The organism is Mesorhizobium koreense (assembly GCF_031656215.1).
Taxonomy (GTDB): Bacteria; Pseudomonadota; Alphaproteobacteria; order Rhizobiales; family Rhizobiaceae; genus Mesorhizobium_L; species Mesorhizobium_L koreense.
In genome coordinates, this window is the sequence record NZ_CP134228.1 from 4,983,217 (window position 1) to 5,006,273 (window position 23,057).

A 23,057-nucleotide genomic window follows, 5' to 3' on the forward strand; every position below is an offset into this window, starting at 1 on the left:
ACCGTTCGCCGGCTATCGACCGTAGCCGCGCAAGCCACAATTCAATCGTGACACGCCAAGGCGATTCGATTATCCATCGCCCCCATGAACGGCCCGACCGACCCCGCCAACAATCTCGCCGCACTGATCCGTTGCCCCTCCGTGACGCCGGCCGATGCCGGCGCGCTAGCGGCGCTTGCCGGCATGCTGGAGCCACTCGGCTTCTCGATCGAGCGACCCGTCTTCTGCGAGGACGGCACTCCCGACATCGAGAATCTCTACGCCCGGCTTTCGGGCAATGGAAAGCATCTCATGTTCGCCGGCCATACCGATGTCGTGCCGCCGGGCGACGAGACGGCATGGACGCATCCGCCATTCGCGGCGGAGACCGACAACGGCTTCCTCTACGGACGCGGCGCGGTGGACATGAAGGGCGGCATCGCATGCTTCGTCGCGGCGGTCGCGCGCCACATCGCGGAGCATGGCCGCTTGAAGGGTTCGATCTCGCTTCTCATCACCGGCGACGAGGAAGGCCCGGCGGTCAACGGTACCGTCAAGCTGCTCGACTGGGCGGCCGGGAAGGGCGAGAAATGGGATGCGGCGATCGTCGGCGAACCGACCAATCCGAACGCGCTCGGCGACATGATCAAGATTGGGCGGCGCGGCTCGCTTTCAGGAGCGGTTATCGTGCGCGGCAGGCAAGGCCATGTCGCCTATCCGCATCTCGCCGACAATCCGGTCCCCGGCATCGTGGTGCTGGCCGAGGCGCTGATGCATCCTGCCTTCGACGAGGGCACGAAGGATTTCCAGCCGAGCAATCTCGAAGTGACCAGCATCGATGTCGGCAACAAGGCGACGAACGTCATACCGGCCAAGGCGGCTGCCTCGTTCAATATCCGGTTCAACGATCTGTGGGACGCCGGGCGCCTGCAGGCGGAAATCCATAACAGGCTCGACCGCGCCGCCGCGAAGCTGCGGGCGGACAAGACACCGCTCGATTTCGAGATTCAATGGCGCGACCGGCCAAGCCCCGTATTCCTGACCCGCGATCAGCATCTGATCGATGCCTTCGCCGGCGCTATCTCGGTCGTCACCGGACGGCAGCCCGAGCTTTCGACATCGGGCGGCACGTCCGACGCGCGCTTTATCAAGGACCATTGCCCGGTCATCGAATTCGGCCTTGTCGGCCAGACCATGCATATGGTCGACGAGCGGGTCGCACTTGCCGATCTGGAGACGCTGACCCGTATCTATCAACGTTTCCTGAGCGACTGGCTTCGCTGAAAATGCCATCTGCCGAGGAAATCCATCAGTACCTTCACGGTGCCTGGCGCATGATGCTCGGCAAGGCCGACGGGCTGCGCGAACTCGACCTTTCCGTCGACGGCTTCTGGAACTCGTTTTTCGCCGTCGCGATAGCGCTGCCGGCGCTGATCGTGAATTGGGTGACGATCGCCGACAGCTATGGCGATCTGGCGGTGGATTTCAACGATCGCTTCGCCATCTTCATCCGTCTCGGTATCATCGACCTTGCCGCCTGGCTGCTGCCGCTGGCCGGCCTGGCGGCGGTTGCACGGACGGTCAGGCTTGCCGACCGCTATGTCCACTATGTCGTCGCGAGCAACTGGGCGACGGCCATCGTCGCCTGGCTGATGGTACCGCCGGCAGCACTCCTCCTGATTCTGCCGGACGAGACCGATCTGGCGTGGTTTCTGTCGATTGCGATCTTCATTGCCTCGCAGATCTTCGTCTGGCGGATGACGAATGTGGCGATCGGCAAGGGCGCGACGATCGCCAGCGCCGTTTACGCGGGTATGCTCGTCGCGTCGATCGTCATTCTGATCGCGCTGCAGTGGCTACTCGGCCTGACGTAATCCCCTGGCCGGCATCAGTAATCGACCTTCACCAGATAGAGCCCATCGGGCGGGGCTACGGGTCCGCAGGCAGAGCGGTCGCATGCCTCCAGCGCGCGTTTGACGTCGCTTACATTCCATCCCCCTTCGCCGACGCGCTTCAGCGTGCCGACCATGGAGCGCACCTGATTGTGCAGGAAAGAGCGCGCCGTCGCGCGGATCTCGATCGCCTCGCCTGAGCGCGTCACGTCAAGCCTGTCGAGTGTCTTCACCGGGCTTTTCGCCTGACACTGGACGGAGCGAAAGGTGGTGAAATCGTGCTTCCCGACAAGCGCCTGCGCCGCCTCGTGCATGGCTTCCGCATCGAGCGGCTTCGGCACCCACCATGCCTGACGGCGAGCCAGAGCCAACGGCGCGCGGCGGTTGACGATGCGATAAAGATAATGTCGGCGGAGCGCCGAGAAGCGGGCGTCGAAATCACCGGCGACAATGGTCGCTGCCAGCACCGCGACCGTCTCGCCGGCGCTTGTCAGATGCGCGTTGACGGCGTCGCGCACCGTATCGGCCGGCCATTCCCTGGCAAGGTCAAGATGCGCCACCTGCCCCAGCGCATGCACGCCGGCATCGGTACGGCCGGCGCCGCGCAGCGAGACCTGCTCGCCGCAGAACGCTTCGACCGCCTGCTCCAGCGCCGCCTGCACCGAATGCTGGCCTCTCTGTCGCTGCCAGCCGGCATAAGGGCTGCCGTCATATTCGATGTCGAGGCGGTAGCGCGGCACGTTTCACCCACCGATCAGGCCGCGAGTTCCGACGAGAAGGCGCGGGGGTAGACAAGGCAGCCAGTTTCTGGCGCCTTATCCCAGTCGAGCGCCTGCAGCGCATCGCACTGATATTCGCTCTCGAAGCCTGCGGCGCGGGCGTGGGTGTAGCCGAAGCGGCCGTAATAGGCCGGATCGCCGAGCACGATAGAAAGCGTCTCGCCCGCCTCCTTCAACCTAACATGACCCTCGCGGATCAGCGCGCCGCCTATCCCCGAGCGATGAAAGGAAGGTTCGACCGCGAGCGGCGCCAGCGCCACGGCTCGGAACTCCTCCACGCCGTTCTTCACCAGGACGCGCGAGAACAGGATATGGCCGACGATCTGGCCCTCGTCTTCGGCGACAAGCTCAACGACCGTATCGCCGGCGGCGGCGAGCGCATCGACCAGTCCCGCCTCCGCCGGTTGGCCGAAGGCGTGCTCTTCGACTTTTCGGATCGCCTCCCGGTCGCGCGGCGTCGCCGCGCGGATCGACAGCATGCTCATGAGATCACCATTCCTTTTTCCATTTTGGCGCCGCGCAGGAAATCTGCCGCGCGAAGCGCCTTCCCGCCGGCGCGCTGCAGTTCTTGCAGGCGCACCGCGCCCTCGCCGCACGCAATCGTCAGCGGATCGTCCAATATCGTGCCGGGCGATCCGGTGCCCGGGCCAAGCGTCGAGCGCAACAGTTTCACCCGCTCTGCTCTGCCACCGACTGGCATCTCGCACCAGGCGCCCGGAAAGGGCGAGAGGCCGCGTATGTGGTTGTGCACTTCCGCTGCCGGCCGCGTCCAGTCGATGCGCGTCTCGGCTTTCTCGATCTTCTTCGCATAGGTGACGTCCTCGGCTGGCTGCGGGGAAAGCGCCAGGGTTCCCTCTTCTAGGGCCAGCAATGCGCGCACCATCAGTCCCGCACCGACTTCCATCAGTTCGTCATGCAGTTCGCCGGCGGTCATGTCGGCATGGATCGCTACCCTTTCCGTCAGCGCCACCGGGCCGGTGTCGAGGCCCTCGTCCATCTTCATCACCATCATGCCGGTCTCATTGTCGCCGGCCATGATAGCGCGCTGGATGGGCGCGGCGCCGCGCCAACGCGGCAGGAGCGAGGCATGGCCGTTGAACGCGCCAAGACGCGTGCCTTCGAGGATCGGCTTCGGCAGGATCAGGCCATAGCCGACGACCACGGCCGCGTCGGCGCCGAGCGCACGGAAGGCTTCCTGTTCCGCTTCATTCCTGAGCGAGAGGGGCGTGCGCACCTCAAGGCCGAGCTTTCGGGCCTCACGTTCGACCGGCGAAGGAACCGGCTCCAGCCCACGCCGCCCGCCCGGCCGCGGCGGCTGCGTATAGATGGCGACGATTTCGTGCCCTGCGCCGGCGATGGCGCGAAGTGTCGGCACAGCGAAATCCGGGGTGCCCATGAAGACGATACGAAGCGGCATATACGGCACGGTTACCTTTCAAGGAGGAGGCCGGAGCGCTTAGCCCACCATCCGCGCCGGCGGTTTGTCGCGTGCCATCTTCCTGAACTTGCGCACTACCATGTCGCGCTTCAGGCGCGAGATGTGGTCGATGAAGAGGACGCCGTTCAGATGATCGATCTCGTGCTGCAGGCAGACCGCGAGCAAACCTTCCGCCCTTATCTCCTGTTCTTTGCCGTCGAGGTCGACATAACGGACGATCACCTCCTTCGGCCGCTCGACCTCGGCATAATAGTCCGGAATAGAGAGGCAGCCTTCCTCGTAGACCGACCCTTCGCCTGCGCGCGACACGATCTCAGGATTAATGAAGACTTGCGGCTCTTTCGGTTCGTCCTCCTTGGCGAGGTCGATGACGAGCATCCGGCGCGGCGTGCCCACCTGGATGGCCGCAAGACCGATGCCCGGCGCATCGTACATGGTCTCGAAGAGGTCGCCGGCGAATTTGCGCACGTCTTCGTCGACGCGCACGACCGGCTTGGAAACCTGGCGCAGCACGGGATCGGGAAGGAGGATGATGGGCCGGATGGACATGGGCTTCAGGTAATCGGTCGTCGGTCGGGCGTCAACGTCTCCCGAAAGCAGGCGGCCGGATTGTTCTCGTTTTGATCTGTCGCGCGACCGCGAATCACCTATGATGCAAGAATGAACGATTTTCCGCCCCTTCTCGCCCAGCCGGCGGTGCGGCTCGGCGCAACCACGATCAGCCTTGGCGAAGTGATGGCGGCGATGACGCTCTTGCTTTTCGTCCTCCTCATAGCGCTGGTCGCCGTTCTGTGGCGCTCGGCAAGGGCGCGGGCCGAGGCCGCGGCGGAAACGGCCGACAACGCCCGCGATGTCGAGGCCCGCATGGAGGGCATCCTCAAGTCGCAATCGGAGATGCAGGGTCGGCTCGGCGCGGTGGCCGAGGTATTCGGTGCGCGGCAGGCGGAACTCACCAAGACGATCGGCGACCGGCTCGATGGCATGACCGCCCGCCTCGGCCAGTCGATGACGGAACAGACGAAATCGACGCATGAGAACCTGGCGAAGTTGCAGGAACGGCTTGCGGTGATCGATACGGCTCAGACGAACATCCAGTCGCTGGCGGGTCAGGTCGTGCAGTTGCAGGCCATCCTTTCCAACAAGCAGACACGCGGCGCATTCGGCCAGAGCCGGATGGAGGCGATCGTGGCCGACGGGCTGCCGAAGGGTGCCTACGAGTTCCAGGCGACGCTGTCGAACAGCAGCCGGCCCGACTGCCTCGTCAGGATGCCGAACGATGCACCGTCGCTCGTCATCGACGCGAAATTCCCGCTGGAAGCCTGGAACGCCATTCGTGCCGCCGCGGACGGCGAAGGCGGAGCCGACGCGCAACGCGCCGCCGCGCAGGCCTTCCGCCGCGATGTGGAAGTCCATATCCGCGACATTTCCGAGAAATACTTCATCACAGGCGAGACGCAGGACACCGCCTTCATGTTCGTGCCCTCCGAATCGGTGTTCGCCGAGATCCACGAGAATTTCGAAGGGCTGGTGCAGCGCGCGCACCGCGCCCGCGTGGTCATCGTCTCACCCTCGCTCCTCATGTTGTCGATCCAGGTCATCCAGTCGGTGTTGAAGGATGCCAGCATGCGCGAGCAGGCGCATCTGATCCAGGGCGAGGTGATCCGCATGATGGAGGACGTCAACCGGCTGGACGAGCGGGTGCGCAAGCTGCAGGGACATTTCGCGCTGACGCAGAAGGATATCGAGCAGATCCTCACCTCGACCGACAAGGTGACGAAGCGCGGTCAGAAGATCGAGGCACTGGAATTTGGCGCGAAGGGGGACGGCACGGAGGGAGCGCAGCCCGAGGCGATGGAAAGCGGAAGCGGCCGCCCTGTCAACGCAGCCGCTTCGAAGACAGGCCAGCTAAGGCTGAGGGTCGTGGAAGAGGACTAGCGGAGCGGCTACGCCAGCGGCGAGGCTGCTTCAGTTGCGTCCTTCGCGGCTCGTTCCGCTCGCACCTCAGGATGAGGGAGATTTGCACCCGTCATCCTGAGTTCTGAGCGCCTGAAGCCTGCTGCAGTGCTTTCAACTTATCGGAGTTCAACCTATCGAAGCTTGGCGCCGCAACGATAGCACCAACCTTCCTCATCCTGAGGTGCGAGCCCGTAGGGCGAGCCTCGAAGGACGCACCCTACACGCGGACCACCCGCCTCAGTAGCAGGGATGTGCCCGGCCGTAATCGTCGATCCAGACGCGGTCGCGCCAATCCACCCGGCGGAAATTCGAGCAGGATGGCAGATCGCGATGTGGGCGGTAGACCCGGCGATACTCGACCGGATAGTCGTCCTCGTAGATGACGGTCGGCCCCGGCTGGGCGATGGCCGAGCCGGCGATCGCGCCAAGCGCCAAACCGCCGATCACGCCGGCGGCAACAGCGCCGCCGCGATCATGGTGGTGCCAATCGCGCGCCTGCGCGGGAGCGGCAGCCATCATGCTGGTTCCGGCGATCGTCAGCGCCGCCAGAGCAGCCAGGCCAGCGCCGCGCAGCTTGCCGGAAAATGGCGCTTTTTCAGAAATCCGCGACGGGGTCGCATTCCATATCTTTGAAACCGACATCCTCTTTCTCCTGAGCTTTGTTCGGCGCGACTGCTCCTGCGGAGCCTCGCGCGCATCCGTTGTCCCTTGTCGGAAGCAGCAATCTTCCGGAAAAGCGGCTAAAAGGCGGATGGTTGCAGCGTGACGAAAATTTAATGTTCACAGTTGGTTAACGAAGGATACCGCGCATTTGATCGGCCCCGACCGACCCGTGCGACGCCGGCGCAATCATGAGAGGATGAACTTTTCGCGAGGCAGGCGAACGGATGATTGAAACCGAAGTGTGTGGCCGGTGACCGGCCGCATCCCTAGGCTCGGCACGGCAGGAATCCGCTGCCGGGAACATCCAACGGGAGAACACTTATGAAAATCGTGATCCTTACCACCCTTGCATCGCTCGCCTTCGTCGGCACCGCGGCAGCCGGCGAGATGCAAGGCACCGTCAAGTCTGTGGACATGGCCAAGCATATGATCACGCTCGACGACGGCATGTCGGTGATGACCGGCAAGGACATCAAGCTCGACAACGTGATGAAAGGCGATCACGTGAAGATCATGACCAACGACAAGAAGATGGGCACGATGGTCGAAAAGATGAAGTGAGCCTTCCGGCCTTCGGTCGCTGACGAGACCGCCGGGCGACCGGCGGCATCGTCCACATCTACGATATTTCGGCGCAACAATGCGCTTGACGGAACCGGAAGGCTGCGCCGAAAGAAGGCTTCAGCGCCCCCGCCTGACACGCGCCTTGCGCGCGGCGTAGCGGGCGTCCCGGGCAGCCTTGCGCTCGGCTTCCTCGACCAATTGGCGTGCAAGGTGCTCGCGTTCCTCGGCCTCGCGGGCTTCCGCCTCGGCCTTGAGGCGGGCCTCCTCGGCAAGGCGTACCTCCCTTTCGGCGGCTTCGCGCACGGCGCATTCAGCGGCCTCGCGGGCGAGCCTTTCCTGGCGTTCCTTTTCCTTCTGCCGCTCGCGCTCCTCGCGCGCCTTCAGGATGGCCTCGCGCTCAGCCTTCCTGGCGATCACGGCCGGATCATCCGGTCCGGGTTTTGCCTTGAATTTTTCGAGAAGTGCCTTCTTTGCCTCGGCCTGCGTCTTCAGTCGTTCCGTAAATTCCTTTTCCCTGAACAATTCCGAATAGCTCCGTTCGATTCCAATGGCGGCTAGATGCGTCCCGCAAACGCCAAGTTCAAGTGAAAAAATGCGCTGGCTGGTATCGAATTCCCGCAGACGTTACACAAGCGCAACGCGACGTAGGAACCGAGGAAAATTTTAATGAACGCAACCATGGCCCAGCGCATCTTCCTCGCAAGGCATCCGGAGGGCATGCCGACGGATGACGATCTCAAGCTCGAATCGATGCCGCTGCCGAGGCCGGGACCCGGCGAGATGCTTCTGCGCACAATCTATCTCTCGCTCGACCCTTATATGCGCGGGCGTATGAGCCCGGCCAAATCCTATGCCAAGGGCGTCAAACCGGGCGACACGATGGTCGGCGCGACCGTCTCGGAGGTGATGGAAAGCGACGTCGCCGGCTTCCAGCCGGGCGACATCGTACTGTCCTATGATGGCTGGCAGACGCATGCCGTGTCGAACGGCAAGGGCGTCATCAAGCTCGACCCGAAGGCCGCGCCCGTCACCACCGCGCTCGGCGTGCTCGGCATGCCGGGCTTCACCGCCTATGCGGGGCTACTTCTGCATGGTCGGCCGAAGGCGGACGAGACCGTCGTCGTCTCGGCCGCTTCGGGTGCGGTCGGACAGATCGTCGGGCAGATCGCCAGGATCAAGGGATGCCGGGCAGTCGGCATCGCCGGCGCAGACGACAAATGCCGTATGATCCGGGACGAATTCGGCTTCGATGCCGCCGTCAACTACAAGAACAAGGATTTCCGCGACCGCCTTGCGGAAGCCTGCCCGAAGGGCGTCGACGTCTATTTCGAGAATGTCGGCGGCGATGTCTTCCGCGCCGTGCTGCCGCTCCTCAACGATTTCGCGCGCATCCCCGTCTGCGGCCGTATCGCGCATTATAACGATACCGCCCTGCCGGAAGGGCCGGACCGGCTGCCGCAATTCATGGGGATGGTGCTGACGAAGCGGCTTTCGGTGCGCGGCTTCATCCAGTTCGACCATCTCGACCTGATGCCGGATTTCCGTCGCGACATGACCGCGTGGATCGCGGAGGGCAAGGTGCGCTACCGCGAGGACATCGTCGATGGTTTCGGGAAAACGATCGAAGCCTTCCGCGGCCTGTTGACCGGGAAGAATCGCGGCAAGCTCATCGTTCGTGTCGGCGACGACCCGACCAAATAGCCGTCAGGCAGTCATTGCCCGACGGTGCGACAAAACTGCATAGCTGATCTTCAACGGCGGCTCTTGGCGAATCGTCCAGGGGTGCCTATCTACGCGCGGTCGGTCGCCTCTCCTCCTCCCTGGCGGCCGGCCAAGAATGCGGTGCACCTCCTCCCGCGCCGCATTTCAGATCGGGCCTGCCGGACCTCCTCCCCCGGCGGGCCCTTTTTTGTTTCTGCGGGCGCTATTCCTTCACCGCTCCCGTCATCGAGGAGACGTAGTGATCCACGAAGAAGGAATAGAGGATCACCACCGGCAGCGAACCGAAGAGCGCGCCTGCCATCAGAGCCCCCCATTCATAGATGTCGCTGCGCACAAGCTCTGTCAGCACGCCGACCGGCACCGTCTTGTTCTCCGAGGACTGGATGAAGGTCAGCGCGTAGATGAATTCGTTCCATGAAAGCGTGAAGGCGAAGATGCCGGCCGAAATCAGACCCGGAACCGACAGGGGCAGGATGATCTTCACCAATATCTGCCAGCGGCTGGCGCCGTCGATCAGCGCGCATTCCTCCAGTTCATAGGGGATGGAGCGGAAATAGCCCATCAGGAGCCAGGTGCAGAAGGGCACGAGGAAGGTCGGATAGGTGAGGATCAGCGCCCATTTCGAATCGTAGAGGCCGAGCTTGAAGACCATCAGCGCCAACGGGATGAACAGGATCGAGGGCGGCACCAGATAGGCGAGGAATATGCCAAGCCCGACATAACGCGAGCCGGAAAAGCGCAACCGCTCGATCGCGTAGGCCGCCAGCACCGACACCACGATCGAAATGACCGTAGCGGCGACCGCGATGTACATCGTGTTCCACAGCCAGGCGGGATAGGACGTCTCGAAGAGCAGATAGCGGATGTGTTCGAGCGTCGGCTTCACCACCCAGAACGGGCTGAAATGCTTGTAGTCGGTGAGTTCGTCGTTCGGCTTGATGGCGGTGATCGTCATCCAGTAGAACGGGAACAGAAGCACGAAGACGAACACGGCAAGCGGCAAGTAGATGACGACAAGCCGCCTCGGCAGGCTCGTCAGATAGCCCATCCCGCCTTCGTCGCCGCGAGGGGCCGTCGTAGCGGTATCCGCCATCAGTCGCGCCCTCCCTGCTGCCAGCGCCGCCGCTGCATGCCGAAATAGCTGAACAGGATCGCCGCCAGCAGGAACGGGATCATGGCGACCGCGATCGCGGCGCCCTCGCCCAGATGGCCGCCGGGTATGGCGCGCTGGAAAGAAAGGGTGGCCATCAGATGCGTAGCGTTCACCGGTCCGCCACGCGTAAGCACGTAGATCAACTGGAAATCGGTGAAGGTGAAGAGCACCGAAAAGGTCATGACCACCGCGATGATCGGGGTGAGCATCGGCAGCGTCACATGCCAGAAGCGCTGCCATCCGGTAGCGCCGTCGAGCGTCGCCGCCTCGTAGAGCGAGGGCGAGATGGTCTGCAATCCGGCAAGAAGGGTGATGGCGACAAAGGGTATTCCGCGCCAGATATTGGCCGCGATGACCGAGGCCCGCGCAAGCGTCGGGTCGCCCAGGAAATTGATCGGGTGGTCTATCAGGCCGAGCTTTATCAGCGACCATGAGACGATCGAGAACTGGGCGTCGTAGATCCACCAGAATGCAATGGCCGAAAGCACCGTCGGCACCACCCAGGGCAAGAGCACGATGGCGCGGAAAAACGATTTGAAGGGCAGCCTTTCGTTGAGGATCAGCGCCAGCCACAGGCCGAGCGCGAATTTCACTACCGAGGCGACGACGGTGTAGAGGATGGTGTTGAAGACCGAGAGCCAGAAGACGCTGTCGTTCCAGAGGCTTTCATAGTTTTCCAGGCCGATGAAGATGCCCGGCCGGCCGATCTGCGTGTCCGTAAAGCCGAGCCATATGCCGAGACCCAGCGGATAGGTCAGAAAAACAAGCAGGATCACCGCCGCCGGGAAAAGGAAAACCATCCCCAGCAGGAGGCGGCTGTCGCGCAGCCGCGCCATCCATCCGCGCGAATCCTGTCCGCTTGCCGGCAGCGTCATCGGTGCGGCTTCGCTCATACGACCCTTCCCTGTTGGCCTTCTCTATTGGACTTCCCGGCGTCGGCCCGGCGCGGTCACGTCTCGAATGGCGCTGAAGCGCGTCGCGATCCTACGGATTCGCTCCGTGCGCTTCAGCTTCCTGATCTTGCGCATGCCCTTATCCCGAAACCGTACCCGCTTTCGGGAGACACGCTGCCAGCCGGCGGCCGCGCGAGCACGGCCGCCTCGACTTCTTCCGACATCCCGGCGGGAACGTCGGCTTCAGGTTCGCCTCAAGCCTCGTAGTAGCGCTTGGCGCGCTTCTCCGCGCGCGCCGCGGCACCTTCCGGCGACTGCTGGCCCGTGCAAGCCTCGGCGAACATGTCGACCAGCACGTAGTCCGCCATCACCGCGGCGGACGCCGGGCCAAGCTTGCCCGCATAGCCGTTCGTGCGCAGCGTCTCCGAGGCCTTTGCATAGGGGGCGAAGGCGGGATCGGCCGTCCAGATCGGGTTGTCGGCATAGGCCTTCAACGTCTGGCAGCAATAGGCGCTGGATCCCTTGATCCACTCGTCCATCTGCGGCTTCTCGAACATGAACTGGAGATAGGCTTTCGCGGCGTTCGGATATTTCGAATATTTGAACAGGACCATGCTGGTTACCTGATGTAGTTCGATATCCTTGCCGCTCTTACCGACGGGAAGGTTGGTCGTACCGATATCCTTGGCGAGTTCGGCCATCTTCGGGTCGTTCTTCGCCGCGTAATAGGCGGAAACGCCATTGGCGATGACCGAGACCTGCCCGGCCAAGAAGGCGCGGTTGTTGTTCACGTCGAGCCAGCTTTCCGTGCCCGGGATGAAGGTCTTGTAGAGCTCCGTGGCGTATTTGATCGCCTCGAGCGTCTCCGGGCTGTTGATGGTGACCTTGTTGTTCTCGTCCACCATCTTGCCGCCATGGCTCCATAAGAGCCAGTGCGCGTAGTTGTTGCCGTCGCCGACACCGTGGCCCTGCGTGAAGCCGGCCTGCGGGAGGCCCTTCTCCTTCAGCGCCTGACAGAGCTTCAGGAAACCCTCCGTATCCTTGGGGAATTCGCTGAACCCCGCCTTTTCGACGATGCTCTTGCGATAAACCATGGCGTTGCCGATCGTGGCGAGCGGCAGGCCGACGAACTTGCCGTCATTGGTGGCGTAGGACTTCGGCCCGTCATACCAGCCGCCATACTTGCCGCCGAGATAGTCGGCCAGATCGGTGAGATCGGCCAGCTTGTCGGGATATTGCTGCGGGTCGTCGAACCAGACCCACATGATATCCGGCCCGGAGCCGACATTGGCCGCGACGGCGGCTTTCGGGCGGATATCCTCCCAGCTTTCCTTGTCGATGCGGACCTCGATGCCGGTCGCCTCGGTGAATTTCTTGGTGTTGGCAAGCCACGCCGTCTCGTCACCCGAAACGAACGGGGACCAGCGGGTGACGCGAAGCGAAGCGCCTTCTTCCGGCTTGTACTTCAGTTCCACCTTATCCTGGGCACGTGCTTTTGCAGCGCCGATCATGGGCAGGCCGGCGGCGCCGACCGCAAGGCCGGCGCCGGTGCGCAACAGATCGCGTCTTGAAATCATGTCATCTTCCTCCGCTTTTCGCTCGTTTCTTCGAGGGTTGAGTTGTTTGCCGCGCGGCGGCGCTTAAACGCTTGCCGGTCTCGGCGTCGAACAGATGGACCTGATCCCGCTCAGGCGCGAGCCGGACCGTCGCGCCCGGCTCGAAACGATGGCGTTCGCGGAACACGGCGGTGATCTGCTGATCGCCGATCTTTGCGAAGACCTGGATTTCGGCGCCCGTCGGTTCGATGACGGTCACGTCGGCAGGCACGCCGTCGTCGGCAAGGCCGATATGCTCGGGACGGATGCCGTAGACCGCGGCGCGCCCGGCGGCACCCTCCGGCACGGAGGCGAGCGGCAACACCGCGCCGCCTTCGGCGATGAAGGTAGCCGAGCCGTCATCGGCGACGCGGCCTTTCAGGAAATTCATCGCGGGCGATCCGATGAACCCGGCGACGAAGATGTTCTCGGGATTGTCGTAGAGGTCGAGCGGCGAGCCCATCTGCTCGACGATGCCGTCATGCATGACGACGATCTTGTCGGCCATGGTCATCGCCTCGACCTGATCGTGGGTGACGTAGACGGTCGTCGTCTTCAGGCGCTGGTGCAGTTCCTTGATTTCGGTGCGCATGGCGACGCGGAGCTTTGCGTCCAGGTTGGAAAGCGGCTCGTCGAACAGGAAGACCTGCGGGTTGCGCACGATGGCGCGACCCATGGCGACGCGCTGGCGCTGGCCGCCGGAAAGCTGGCGTGGATAACGCTCGAGCAACGGCAGAAGGCCGAGGATTTCCGCCGCACGCCGAACGCTTGCTTCGATCTCGGATTTCGGCGCACCGCGCAGCTTCAGCGAGAAGGCCATGTTCTGCGACACGGTCATGTGCGGGTAGAGCGCGTAGTTCTGGAACACCATCGCGATATCGCGCTCTTTCGGCGGCAGATTGTTCACGACCCGCTCGCCGATGGCGATGTGGCCGCCGGTGATCTGCTCCAGTCCGGCGATCATGCGCAGAAGCGTCGACTTGCCGCAGCCGGAAGGGCCGACGAGCACGACGAACTCACCATCCACAATGTCGATCGAGACGCCGTGAATGACCTCGGTCGACCCGTAAGCCTTGCGAACCTCACGAATGGCTACGTTTGCCATGCAGGCAACCTCCTCCCATCTCTTTTGTTGGGCGAAGGCGGTGCCGGCTGGCCGGTCCCCTCAATGCATACGCCCTTGAAGCAGCGGTGATGATTGCACGGCTTGCCGGATATGCCAAGACGGTAGCGCTGCCATATCGGGCGGCAAGCGAGGCCGTCACCGGCGCCTTGCCCGGATCAGCGAAGTTCCTTGACTAAAGTCTTATCCGGGAAGCAGGTGGCGGCACGGTCGTTCTTCGCCTGCCACTCACCGATCGAGCGCCGTGTCTTGAAGCCGGGGAAGCCGTCGGCGCCACCGACATCATAGCCCTTCTTCTCGAGCGCGCGCTGCAGGCCGGCGATATCGGAACGGTAGAGGCCGCCGACTTTGCCCCATGGGGCCGAAAAGTCCTTCCCGCCGCCGTCCATCCTGTCGGCGGCATGGCCGATGAACAGCGCATAGAGGTCGCTGTTGTTGTATTCCTTCAGCACGTAGAAATTCGGCGTGACGATGAAGGCCGGGCCGAAGCGGCCGGCCGGCATCATCAGGAAGCCTGTCGCCTTCCGCTCTGCTGCCGGGAACGGCCTGCCGCTGACGCGCTCGATGCCCATCGCGGCCCATTCGGCGATGGCGTGGCCGCGATCCGGCCCTTCGAGCGAACAGGAAACCGACGCCGGCACCGTGACCTCGTAGCCCCACCCGCGACCCCTCACCCAGCCATATTGCTGGAGGTAGTGCGCGATGGAGGCAAGCGTGTCGGGCACGGATTTCCAGATGTCGCGCTTGCCGTCGCCATCGAAATCCACGGCGTGCTCAAGATAGGAAGAGGGCAAAAATTGCGGCTGGCCGAGCGCGCCCGCCCACGAACTCTTCATTTCGCCGGCGCCGATATAGCCCTTCTCCACGATCTGGAGCGCCGCCAGCACTTCCTTGCGGAAAAGCTCCTTGCGTCGCGCCATGAAGGCCTTGGTGCCGAGCACCTCGAAGGCGTCGTAGGGGATCTTCACTGCACCGAAATGCGTCTCTCGGCCCCAGACGGCGAGAATAACAGGGCCCGGCACGCCATAGCGCTTCTCCACGGCTTCAAGCGTCTTGGCATAGCGCTCGAGCCGAGCGCGGCCGCCGGCAACGACCGGTCCGATCGCGCCTTCGGCGAAATACGCTCCAGGCGAGCCGAACTCGGCCTGGTGCTGCGCCTTCGGTACTTTCGGCTTCTCGCCGGGTGGGACGAGGTCCGGCAGGCCCCAGTTGAGCGTGACGCCCTTGAAGGCAGCGTCGAAGGTTGCCTGCGAAACGCCAAGCTTCGCCGCATCCGGCCAGAGGTCGTCAGCGAGCCAGGAGCGGAACTGCTTTTCCACGGCTGCGTGATCGGCGGCGTGGGCGGTGCCGATAATCATGGGAGGGAAAAAAGCCGCAACCAGTAACAAGATGAAGCGGAGCCCGGACAGGAAGCCCCGCCACCCTTTCGCACCCCCCTCTGTCCTGCCGGACATCTCCCCCTCAAGGGGAGAGATCGGCCGGCCGCTCTGCTTCCGCCAATCTCCAACGTCGGACGTGAGGCGGCAAGCTAGAAACAGCCGATCTCCCCCCTTGAGGGGGAGATGTCCGGCAGGACAGAGGGGGGTGCGAAAGGGCGCCGGCTTGTCCGCGAATACCCCTTCGCCTCCGCCCATCAAAACACCGTCCGCGATTTCAGCGCGGCGGCCAGCGTGCCCTCGTCGAGATAGTCGAGTTCGCCGCCGACCGGCACGCCATGCGCAAGCCGTGTCAGCTTCACGCCGAGACCGGAAAGCTGGTCGGTGATGTAGTGCGCGGTGGTCTGGCCCTCGACGGTCGCGTTGACGGCGAGGATCACCTCTTTGACGCCGCCGGCGGCGACGCGGCTCACCAGCGATTTCAGATTGAGATCGTCCGGCCCGATGCCGTCGAGGGGCGAGAGCGTGCCGCCGAGCACATGGAAGCGGGCGTTCATGGCACCGGCGCGCTCCAGCGCCCACAGATCGGAGACGTCCTCGACGACGATCAGGGTTGCGTCGTCGCGGCGCGGATCGGTGCAGACATTGCACGGATCAGCCGTATCGACATTGCCGCAGACGGAGCAGACGCGGACCTTGTCCACCGCCTCGGCCATGGCCGACGCGAGCGGTCCCAGCAACTGTTCCTTCTTCTTGATCAGATGCAGCGCGGCGCGGCGCGCCGAGCGCGGTCCCAGCCCCGGCACCTTGGCGAGGAGTTGGATCAGGCGTTCGATCTCGGGGCCGGCGATTCGCTGGGGCATGGCGGCTTATAGAGCGAATAGTGAATAGCGAGTAGGGAAGAATCGGCGCGAGTTCGTCTCCCTCCAATCCCCGCCTGCTTCCCTCAGAACGGCAATTTCATCCCCGGCGGGATCGGCAACCCGGCCGTCATCTCGCGCGTCTTTTCCTGCAGCACAGCCTCGACCTTGGCCTTGGCGTCGTTGTGGGCGGCGAGGATCAAGTCCTCGAGGATCTCGACTTCGTCCTCCTTGAAGAGCGAAGGGTCGATCTTCAGCGCCTTCATCTCCATCTTGCCCGACAAGGTGACGGAGACCATGCCGCCGCCGGCCTGGCCGGTCGCTTCGATGGAGGCGACCTCCTGCTGCATGGCCTCGAACTTGGCCTGCATTTCCTTGGCCTTGCCCATCAGGCCCATCAGATCCTTCATGGCCATCTCCGTTCTTCAATCCTCGTCATTTTCATCGGTTTCGTCTTGTTCGATGTCGTCCGGCACGGCATCAACCGGGAGATCGCCCGCATCGACCGTAGCCGCGGCGTCCGGCAGCCGCACGTCGACGATCTTCGCGCCCGGGAAACGGGCGAGGATCGCCGCGACATTGGGGTCGGCGCGCGCATCCATGAGGGCGCTTTCACGCCGCGATGCTTCCTGTTCGGCAAGCGTCGGCCCGCCCTCCTCGCGCGAGACGGTGACCAGCCAGTTGCGGCCGGTCCATCGGCGCAGGCGGGCGTTCAGATCGCCAGCAAGGGTCTTCGGCGCGTCGGCGGTCAGCGAAATGTCGAGCCGGCCAGGGTCGAGCCGCACCAGCCGCACGCAGCGCTTCACCAGCACCTTGAAGGCCATGTCGCGCTCGGCGTCGGCCAGAGAAGCGATATCGGCGAGCGACTGGACGCGGACGGAAGGCGCCGCCTCCTGTTCGATAGCCTGTTGCGGGAGGGCCGATTGCGGCGCGACCGCCTGCGGTTCTGCTTCGGTCTGCCGTTCCACCAGCCGCATGGTCTGCCCGCCACCACCCGTCGGCATGCGCGAGGAAGCGATCGCGCTGGGGGCCATGTTCGGAGACATGCCTGCCGGCGAGCCCGATGGCCCCCCTTGGGGCGATGGAGACGCGGAAGGACGCGGTGCGCCGTTTCCGCCGGATGGCATCGCGCCGGCGCCGTCCAGCGCCTTCAGCGCCTCGTCCAGCGTCGGCAGCGTCGCGGCATGCGCGATGCGGATCAGCACCATCTCGGCAGCACTTGCCGGACGAGCGGCGCCCTCGGTCTCGCCAATACCTTTCAAGAGCATCTGCCAGGCGCGCGAAAGTACCCTCACCGGGAGCTTCTCGGCGAAGGCGGCACCGCGCGTCCGCTCGTCCTCGGTCAGCGAGGCATCGCGGGCGGCTTCCGGTACGAAGCGCAGCCGGGTGACCAGATGCGTGAATTCGGCGAGGTCGGTCAATACGACGGCCGGATCGGCGCCGGCGTCATATTGCGCGCGGAACTCGTTCAACGCGCCCGCCACGTCGCCCTTCATCAGGAGTTCGAACAGATCGACCACGCGCGCCCGATCCGACAGGCCGAGCATGCCGCGAACTTCCTCGGCCGTGACGCCGCCCTCGCCATGCGCGATGGCCTGGTCGAGAATGGAGAGCGCGTCGCGAACCGAGCCCTCCGCCGCGCGCGCGACCATGGCGAGCGCCGAAGGATCGACGTTGACGCCCTCCAGCCCAGCGATCTTCTCCAGATGCGCGGTCAAAACGCCGGCATCGACGCGGCGCAGATCGAAGCGCTGGCAGCGCGACAGTACCGTGATCGGCACCTTGCGGATCTCGGTGGTGGCGAAGATGAATTTCACATGCGGCGGCGGCTCCTCCAGCGTCTTCAACAGCCCGTTGAAGGCCTGGGTGGAGAGCATGTGCACTTCGTCGATGATATAGACCTTGTAGCGCGCGGCGACCGGCGCGTAGCGCACCTGCTCGATGATCTCGCGAATGTCGTCGATGCCGGTATGGGATGCCGCGTCCATCTCGATCACGTCGACATGGCGGCCTTCCATGATCGCCTGGCAATGCTCGCCGGGCTCGGGAAAGGCGATCGACGGCTCGTTCACGGTCGCGGTCTTGTAGTTCAAGGCGCGGGCCAGGATGCGGGCCGTGGTCGTCTTGCCGACGCCGCGCACCCCGGTCAGCATCCATGCCTGCGCGATCCGCCCCGTCCTGAAGGCGTTGGTCAGCGTGCGCACCATCGGCTCCTGGCCGATCAGGTCGGAGAAATCGCGCGGACGATATTTGCGCGCCAGCACTCGGTAGGGGCCGGCCTTCGCCTCAGGCATACCTTCGGTGGCAGTCCCCTTGTCGTCGGACGCCGTCTGTCCGGCCTCGCTCATAAGCGCGCTTCGCTCCCGAATGGCTGAGTCGGCCCGGCGCCCGCCGGGACACCTTCACTGTCGCCCGTCGCGCGGGCCGGCGTCAATGCCGGACCCGGCTAAATTGGAAGCGGCCCGGCGAACCGAAAGAAGGTGGGAGGCTGGCACGATGACCCGTGCCGTGGCTCGTTAGGGCTGCTTCCTTCCGGACCTGACCCGGTTGGCGAGTGGCTCGTCCACCACCAACCTCCCGCGGTTCATATCGGGGAAAGGGAACGGAAATGCAAGGGCGGAGTGGTTGAGGGTGAAGCATGTGCAATGACAGATGCGGACAGCTCCTTTCGTCAAAGACGGCGCAAAATGCTCAATGAACTGCTTGCAGGCCGAACGCGCCCATTCTAGCCTCCACTCGAAGATGGGAAACGCCGATGATGGGGGTCAAGACGGCCGGCTTCGAACTCGATCGAAGGCTCGAAGCCGATACGAGGCATGTGATGTGGCTGGGGTTGTGCGAACTCCGCCTCATGGACGACCGTCGTTGGCCGTGGCTGGTGCTGGTGCCGCAGCGGCCAGGCGCGGCCGAGGTGCACGACATGACGCCGCTCGACCAGGCGCTGCTCGCCTTCGAGACCAACATGGTCGCCGAGACGCTGAAGAACGTGACAGGCTGCACAAAGATCAATACCGGGGCGCTCGGCAACATCGTACGCCAGCTTCATGTGCACGTCATTGCCCGCTTCGAAGGCGACGCCAACTGGCCGGGCCCGGTCTGGGGCCATGGCGAGCGTGAACCCTATCGGCGCGAGGACGCCCACCAATTCGCCGACCGCATCGCCTCGGCGCTTTCCCCCCAACGATAGACCATCGCGACTGGATCTGCCCATGCCGTTCCGCCTCTTCGACGCGCCCTTGCGCGAACCCAGCCAGTTCGTCGGCTTTGCCGGCAACGACCTCGACCGGCAGTCGGAAAACCGCGACGAGGAAAGCCTGGTCAAAGCGCTTACGCATCCGGAGGCGCGGCTGATGCTGGTCAATGGCGGGCGTGCCTATCTCAAGCTGAAAGACGGCCTGTTCGACCCGCATTTCACGCCGGCGGAAAGCGTCGCGTTCAAGGCTCAGCTCGATCATGCAGTTTTGCTCGGCTTCGACGCTACGGGGCCGAGGATCGTCGTACCCGCCGGCGTAGAGCCGGACGATCTGCCTCTTACAGTCAAGGCGATCGATTATCGCTCGGTCTATGTGCAGGGCCTGATCGCACTTTCCGATCTCGGCGCGATGGCGCAGGGCGTCTCGCTGCTTGCCTGGCATTCCAGCCATCGCTTCTGCTCCAAATGCGGACATGAGAGCGAGATGAGCCATGGCGGTTACCGCCGTGTCTGCCCGAATTGCGGCACCGAGCATTTTCCACGCACCGATCCGGTAGCGATCATGCTGACGGTGAGCGGCGAGAAATGCCTGCTCGGGCGCAGCCCGCGTTTCGCGCCCGGAATGTATTCCTGCCTCGCCGGCTTCATCGAGCCCGGCGAGACGATCGAGAACGCGGTGCGGCGCGAGACGCTGGAGGAGGCAGGGATCAGGCTCGGCCGGGTCGTCTACCAGGCGAGCCAGCCCTGGCCCTTTCCCCATTCGCTGATGATCGGCTGCTACGGCGAGGCGCTGAGCGAGGATATCCACGCCGATCTCAACGAACTGGAGGATTGCCGCTGGTTCACGCGCGAGGAAGTCCGCGCCATCATCGCCGGAAATCACGAGGCCGATATCACCATTCCACCGCCCGGCGCCATCGCCAGCCATCTGATCCGCACCTGGGCGGAGGAAGACTGAGGGCAAGCCGCACGGCTTCAAGGGACCGCCGAGCTTCTTGCCACACAAAAATATTCTTGTGTGGCAAGAAGGGAATTTCAGTGGAGGTTTGAAAAGCCGTCAGGCCGAAGCGAAAACGGTGCTCGGCGAGTACCGGAGCGCAGACGAGCGCCGTTTGCAGCCCGGCGTCACGGCTCTTCTCAGTCGTCCTCGCTCTGGGTGGCGCGGAAGGGGTGCGCGGCGTAGACGCCAAGGATGCGCACTTCGCGCGAGAAGAAGCCGAGTTCCTCCAGCGCCAGCGCCACGTTCGGATCATCGGGATGACCCTCGATGTCGGCGTAGAACTGGGTGGAGAAGAACTTGCCGCCAAGTTGGTAGCTTTCGAGCTTGGTCATGTTGACGCCGTTGGTGGCAAAGCCTCCCATCGCCTTGTAGAGCGCGGCCGGGACGTTGCGCACGCGGTAGACGAAGGTCGTCATCATCCTCTCGGCCGGATCGGTGCGCACTGCCCAATGCTTCTCCTTCGACAGGACCACGAAGCGGGTGACGTTGTTGTCGGTGTCCTCGACGTTCTCGGCGACGATGTCGAGATGATAGAGCTCGGCGGCGAGGCTGGGCGCGAGCGCGGCGTTCGCCGGATTGCCCTCCTCGGAGACGAGGCGCGCGGCACCCGCCGTATCGCCCGCCACCACCGGCTTCCAGCGATGTTTGCGAATCACCTTGCGGCACTGGCCGAGCGCGTGGATATGGCTGTAGACGGCCTTGATCCCCTCGAATTTCGCCCCCGGCAGAACCATCAACTGGAAATGGATCGGCAGGAAATATTCGGCGACGATGTGCAGCCGCGACACCGGCAGGAGGTGGTGGATGTCGGCGACGCGGCCGGCGATCGTGTTCTCGATCGGGATCATGGCGAGATCCGCCTTGCCGCTCTCGACCGCGACGAAGGCGTCCTCGAAGGTCGGACAGGGCAGCGGCTCCATCGACGGGTACATGTCGCGGCAGGCCGTGTCGGAATTGGCGCCGGGCTCGCCCTGGAAGGCGATGAGGTTGGTCTTTTCAGGCATGGTTCAGGACCCTTGGGAGGAAGAAAGTATTTCGCGGGCGCGCTCGAGGTCGTCCGGCGTGTCGACGCCGAGCGGCACCGTCGCCACGACGCTGGCGTCTATGCGCATGCCGGCTTCCAGCGCGCGAAGCTGCTCCAGCCGCTCGCGCTTCTCCAGCGGCGAAGGCGGCAGCGACACGAAGCGCTCGAGTGCTGCGCGACGATAGGCGTAGAGCCCGATATGGTGGTAGAGCGGCCCCTCGCCCCAAGGGGCGGTGGCGCGGGTGAAATAAAGCGCCCTCAGCCTGCCGGAGGATACTGGCGAACCGACGATCTTGACGACGTTGGGATTGGTCTTCTCTTCCTCGCGCACGATCTCGACCCCGAGCGTGGCGATATCGACCTGCAAGTCGGCGAGCGGCGCGGCGGAGGCGATGATCGCCTCCGGCTCGATGGTCGGCAGATCGCCCTGGACGTTGATGATCGTCTCCACCTTGCCGGCGGGATCGAGCGCCGCCAACGCCTCGTGGATACGGTCGGAACCCGACTGGTGGTCGGCGCGCGTCATCACCGCCTCGAAGCCGTGCCGGGCGACCGCATCGACGACCGCCGCCGTATCGGTCGCCACGACGACGCGACCCATTCCGCTTTCGGCGGCGCGACGGGCGACATGGACGATCATGGGCTCGCCGGCGATATCGGCCAGTGGCTTTCCGGGCAGCCTTGTCGACGCCATGCGGGCTGGAATGAGGATGAGAACAGACATGAAAGCGACAAAATTCCCCTGACACGGGTGCCGGCAAAGTGGCAAAACGTCTCACTCGAAAGCGCCCTTATAGGTGTTGCAACGGGGAAGCAAAAGACCTAGTTTTCCGCGCGATTTGGACGGCTCCGGAGGGGAATTCGGGAAGGCCGGCGAAGCGGACCGGCCTCTTTTCCGCACAGGCCGCGAAATATGGAGCCTTAGGGGCGTATGGACTCTTTTGAATACAACAAGATCATCGGCGCACTCCTCGGAACGGTCTTCGTCGTCTTCACGATCTCCCTCGTTTCGGATTCCCTGTTCTATTCGCCCAATCCGGAAAAGCCCGGCTTCGCGATAGAAGCGCAGGAGGCGCCTGCCGCCGGAGGAACCGAGAAGAAGGAAAATCCCGCCAAGGCGCCGATCGCGCCGCTTCTCGCCAAGGCCGATGTCGACAAGGGCGCGTCGATCTTCAAGCGCTGCGAGGCCTGCCACGACGCCACCAAGGGCGGCCCCAACAAGGTCGGCCCGAATCTCTGGGGCGTGGTCGGACGGCCGATCGCCTCGCATCCGGGCTACAGCTACTCGGCCGGGATGAAGGATTTCTCGGACGGCAGCAAGAAGCACTGGGATTACCAGCTCATCAGCGAATTCATCACCAAGCCGAAGGCCGAGGTGCCGGGTACGGCGATGGGCTTCGCCGGTTTGTCGAAGATCGACGAGCGCGCCGACGTCATCGCCTATCTGCGTACACTGGCGGACACTCCCGAACCGCTCCCCTCGCCCGACGCCGCCAAGCCGGCTGCCGCCGGCGGCGAGGCTGCGAAGCCTGCGGAAGGAGCCAAGCCTGTCGAAGGAGCTAAGCCCGCGGACAACGCCGCCAAGCCGGCGGAAGGCGCCAAGCCTGCCGACAATGCTGCCAAGCCGGCAGATGCGGCAAAGCCAGCCGAGGGCGCAGCGAAGCCCGCGGACAATGCCGCGAAACCGGCGGAAGGTTCCTCGGCCCCCGCGCAATAGGCTGATGAATTTTCGCGACATCAAAGCCGGGTTCCAACCCGGCTTTTTTGTTCCGGCTTTCCTGAACGGTACGAGTTGACGACCGCCGTAGAATATCGGTTCATTCGGTCAGGCTTTGCCGTTTCCGCGT

The 23,057-nt window shown here is 64.0% G+C and carries 24 protein-coding genes and 1 other RNA gene; 8 read left to right on the forward strand and 17 right to left on the reverse strand.

Annotated elements, in window-relative coordinates; genetic code table 11:
- Positions 1-84 precede the first annotated feature (84 nt).
- A complete protein-coding gene (gene dapE / locus RBH77_RS23670; RefSeq protein WP_311030026.1) occupies positions 85-1,263 on the forward strand; it encodes a succinyl-diaminopimelate desuccinylase in 1,179 nt (392 codons plus the stop codon).
- 2 nt (positions 1,264-1,265) lie between these two features.
- Entirely contained in the window at positions 1,266-1,853 is a 588-nt protein-coding gene (locus tag RBH77_RS23675) for a transporter (RefSeq protein WP_311030027.1), read from the forward strand.
- A 14-nt stretch (positions 1,854-1,867) separates the two neighbouring features.
- On the opposite strand, the gene truA is transcribed toward RBH77_RS23675, so the two are convergent.
- Genes truA through def form a run of 4 tightly spaced genes read right to left on the reverse strand, consistent with a single transcriptional unit; the run spans position 1,868 to position 4,637 of the window.
- Entirely contained in the window at positions 1,868-2,611 is a 744-nt protein-coding gene (gene truA / locus RBH77_RS23680) for a tRNA pseudouridine(38-40) synthase TruA (protein WP_311030028.1), read from the reverse strand.
- A gap of 14 nt (positions 2,612-2,625) precedes the next feature.
- A complete protein-coding gene (locus RBH77_RS23685) occupies positions 2,626-3,135 on the reverse strand; it encodes a GNAT family N-acetyltransferase (protein ID WP_311030029.1) in 510 nt (169 codons plus the stop codon).
- Entirely contained in the window at positions 3,132-4,067 is a 936-nt protein-coding gene (gene fmt / locus RBH77_RS23690; protein ID WP_311032676.1) for a methionyl-tRNA formyltransferase, read from the reverse strand. Before fmt ends, RBH77_RS23685 begins: the two co-directional genes overlap by 4 nt.
- Positions 4,068-4,106: 39 nt before the next feature.
- Entirely contained in the window at positions 4,107-4,637 is a 531-nt protein-coding gene (def, locus tag RBH77_RS23695) for a peptide deformylase (RefSeq protein WP_311030030.1), read from the reverse strand.
- 111 nt (positions 4,638-4,748) lie between these two features.
- Here def and RBH77_RS23700 point away from each other — a divergent pair, with 111 nt between their 5' ends.
- A complete protein-coding gene (locus RBH77_RS23700; RefSeq protein ID WP_311030031.1) occupies positions 4,749-6,023 on the forward strand; it encodes a DNA recombination protein RmuC in 1,275 nt (424 codons plus the stop codon).
- Positions 6,024-6,281: 258 nt separating this feature from the next.
- On the opposite strand, the gene RBH77_RS23705 is transcribed toward RBH77_RS23700, so the two are convergent.
- A complete protein-coding gene (locus tag RBH77_RS23705; protein ID WP_311030032.1) occupies positions 6,282-6,686 on the reverse strand; it encodes a hypothetical protein in 405 nt (134 codons plus the stop codon).
- Between the two features lie 342 nt (positions 6,687-7,028).
- Here RBH77_RS23705 and RBH77_RS23710 point away from each other — a divergent pair, with 342 nt between their 5' ends.
- Positions 7,029-7,268 (forward strand): DUF1344 domain-containing protein, encoded by a 240-nt coding sequence (locus tag RBH77_RS23710; protein WP_311030033.1) that lies wholly within the window; start codon positions 7,029-7,031, stop codon positions 7,266-7,268.
- 120 nt (positions 7,269-7,388) lie between these two features.
- Here RBH77_RS23710 and RBH77_RS23715 read toward each other — a convergent pair whose 3' ends face one another.
- On the reverse strand, positions 7,389-7,793 hold the full coding sequence (locus RBH77_RS23715; protein WP_311030034.1) for a DUF6481 family protein: 405 nt from the start codon (positions 7,791-7,793) through the stop codon (positions 7,389-7,391).
- Positions 7,794-7,937: 144 nt separating this feature from the next.
- On the opposite strand from RBH77_RS23715, the gene curA reads away from it, so the two are divergent.
- Positions 7,938-8,972, forward strand: coding sequence for an NADPH-dependent curcumin/dihydrocurcumin reductase (gene curA / locus RBH77_RS23720; protein WP_311030035.1), 1,035 nt, complete (start codon positions 7,938-7,940; stop codon positions 8,970-8,972).
- A 223-nt stretch (positions 8,973-9,195) separates the two neighbouring features.
- On the opposite strand, the gene RBH77_RS23725 is transcribed toward curA, so the two are convergent.
- The 9 genes from RBH77_RS23725 to ffs all read right to left on the reverse strand — a co-directional run bounded on the left by RBH77_RS23725 (position 9,196) and on the right by ffs (position 18,571).
- On the reverse strand, positions 9,196-10,086 hold the full coding sequence (locus tag RBH77_RS23725; protein ID WP_311030036.1) for a carbohydrate ABC transporter permease: 891 nt from the start codon (positions 10,084-10,086) through the stop codon (positions 9,196-9,198).
- Positions 10,086-10,982 carry a carbohydrate ABC transporter permease gene (locus RBH77_RS23730; RefSeq protein ID WP_371832900.1) on the reverse strand — a complete coding sequence of 299 codons (897 nt, stop codon included), beginning with the start codon at positions 10,980-10,982 and terminating at the stop codon, positions 10,086-10,088. The genes RBH77_RS23725 and RBH77_RS23730 overlap by 1 nt, the downstream gene beginning before the upstream one ends.
- 311 nt (positions 10,983-11,293) lie before the next feature.
- Entirely contained in the window at positions 11,294-12,616 is a 1,323-nt protein-coding gene (locus tag RBH77_RS23735; RefSeq protein WP_311030037.1) for an ABC transporter substrate-binding protein, read from the reverse strand.
- A 1-nt stretch (position 12,617) separates the two neighbouring features.
- Entirely contained in the window at positions 12,618-13,739 is a 1,122-nt protein-coding gene (locus RBH77_RS23740; protein ID WP_311030038.1) for an ABC transporter ATP-binding protein, read from the reverse strand.
- Positions 13,740-13,915: 176 nt separating this feature from the next.
- Positions 13,916-15,115, reverse strand: coding sequence for a lytic murein transglycosylase (locus RBH77_RS23745; RefSeq protein ID WP_311030039.1), 1,200 nt, complete (start codon positions 15,113-15,115; stop codon positions 13,916-13,918).
- 275 nt (positions 15,116-15,390) lie between these two features.
- Positions 15,391-15,996: a recombination mediator RecR gene (gene recR / locus RBH77_RS23750; RefSeq protein ID WP_311030040.1), complete on the reverse strand. Its 606-nt coding sequence runs from the start codon at positions 15,994-15,996 to the stop codon at positions 15,391-15,393.
- 83 nt (positions 15,997-16,079) lie between these two features.
- A complete protein-coding gene (locus RBH77_RS23755) occupies positions 16,080-16,403 on the reverse strand; it encodes a YbaB/EbfC family nucleoid-associated protein (RefSeq protein ID WP_311030041.1) in 324 nt (107 codons plus the stop codon).
- A 15-nt stretch (positions 16,404-16,418) separates the two neighbouring features.
- Positions 16,419-18,341 (reverse strand): DNA polymerase III subunit gamma/tau, encoded by a 1,923-nt coding sequence (locus RBH77_RS23760; RefSeq protein WP_371832815.1) that lies wholly within the window; start codon positions 18,339-18,341, stop codon positions 16,419-16,421.
- A 132-nt stretch (positions 18,342-18,473) separates the two neighbouring features.
- Positions 18,474-18,571: signal recognition particle sRNA small type (gene ffs, locus RBH77_RS23765), an RNA gene on the reverse strand.
- A gap of 177 nt (positions 18,572-18,748) precedes the next feature.
- On the opposite strand from ffs, the gene RBH77_RS23770 reads away from it, so the two are divergent.
- Both RBH77_RS23770 and nudC read left to right on the forward strand, forming a co-directional pair.
- A complete protein-coding gene (locus RBH77_RS23770) occupies positions 18,749-19,180 on the forward strand; it encodes an HIT domain-containing protein (RefSeq protein ID WP_311030042.1) in 432 nt (143 codons plus the stop codon).
- 22 nt (positions 19,181-19,202) lie between these two features.
- Positions 19,203-20,144 (forward strand): NAD(+) diphosphatase, encoded by a 942-nt coding sequence (gene nudC, locus RBH77_RS23775; protein WP_311030043.1) that lies wholly within the window; start codon positions 19,203-19,205, stop codon positions 20,142-20,144.
- 179 nt (positions 20,145-20,323) lie between these two features.
- Here nudC and RBH77_RS23780 read toward each other — a convergent pair whose 3' ends face one another.
- Positions 20,324-21,190 carry a prephenate dehydratase gene (locus tag RBH77_RS23780; protein ID WP_311030044.1) on the reverse strand — a complete coding sequence of 289 codons (867 nt, stop codon included), beginning with the start codon at positions 21,188-21,190 and terminating at the stop codon, positions 20,324-20,326.
- A gap of 3 nt (positions 21,191-21,193) precedes the next feature.
- Positions 21,194-21,934 (reverse strand): 3-deoxy-manno-octulosonate cytidylyltransferase, encoded by a 741-nt coding sequence (locus RBH77_RS23785; protein ID WP_311030045.1) that lies wholly within the window; start codon positions 21,932-21,934, stop codon positions 21,194-21,196.
- A gap of 207 nt (positions 21,935-22,141) precedes the next feature.
- Here RBH77_RS23785 and RBH77_RS23790 point away from each other — a divergent pair, with 207 nt between their 5' ends.
- Positions 22,142-22,927 carry a c-type cytochrome gene (locus RBH77_RS23790; protein ID WP_311030046.1) on the forward strand — a complete coding sequence of 262 codons (786 nt, stop codon included), beginning with the start codon at positions 22,142-22,144 and terminating at the stop codon, positions 22,925-22,927.
- Positions 22,928-23,057 lie beyond the last annotated feature (130 nt).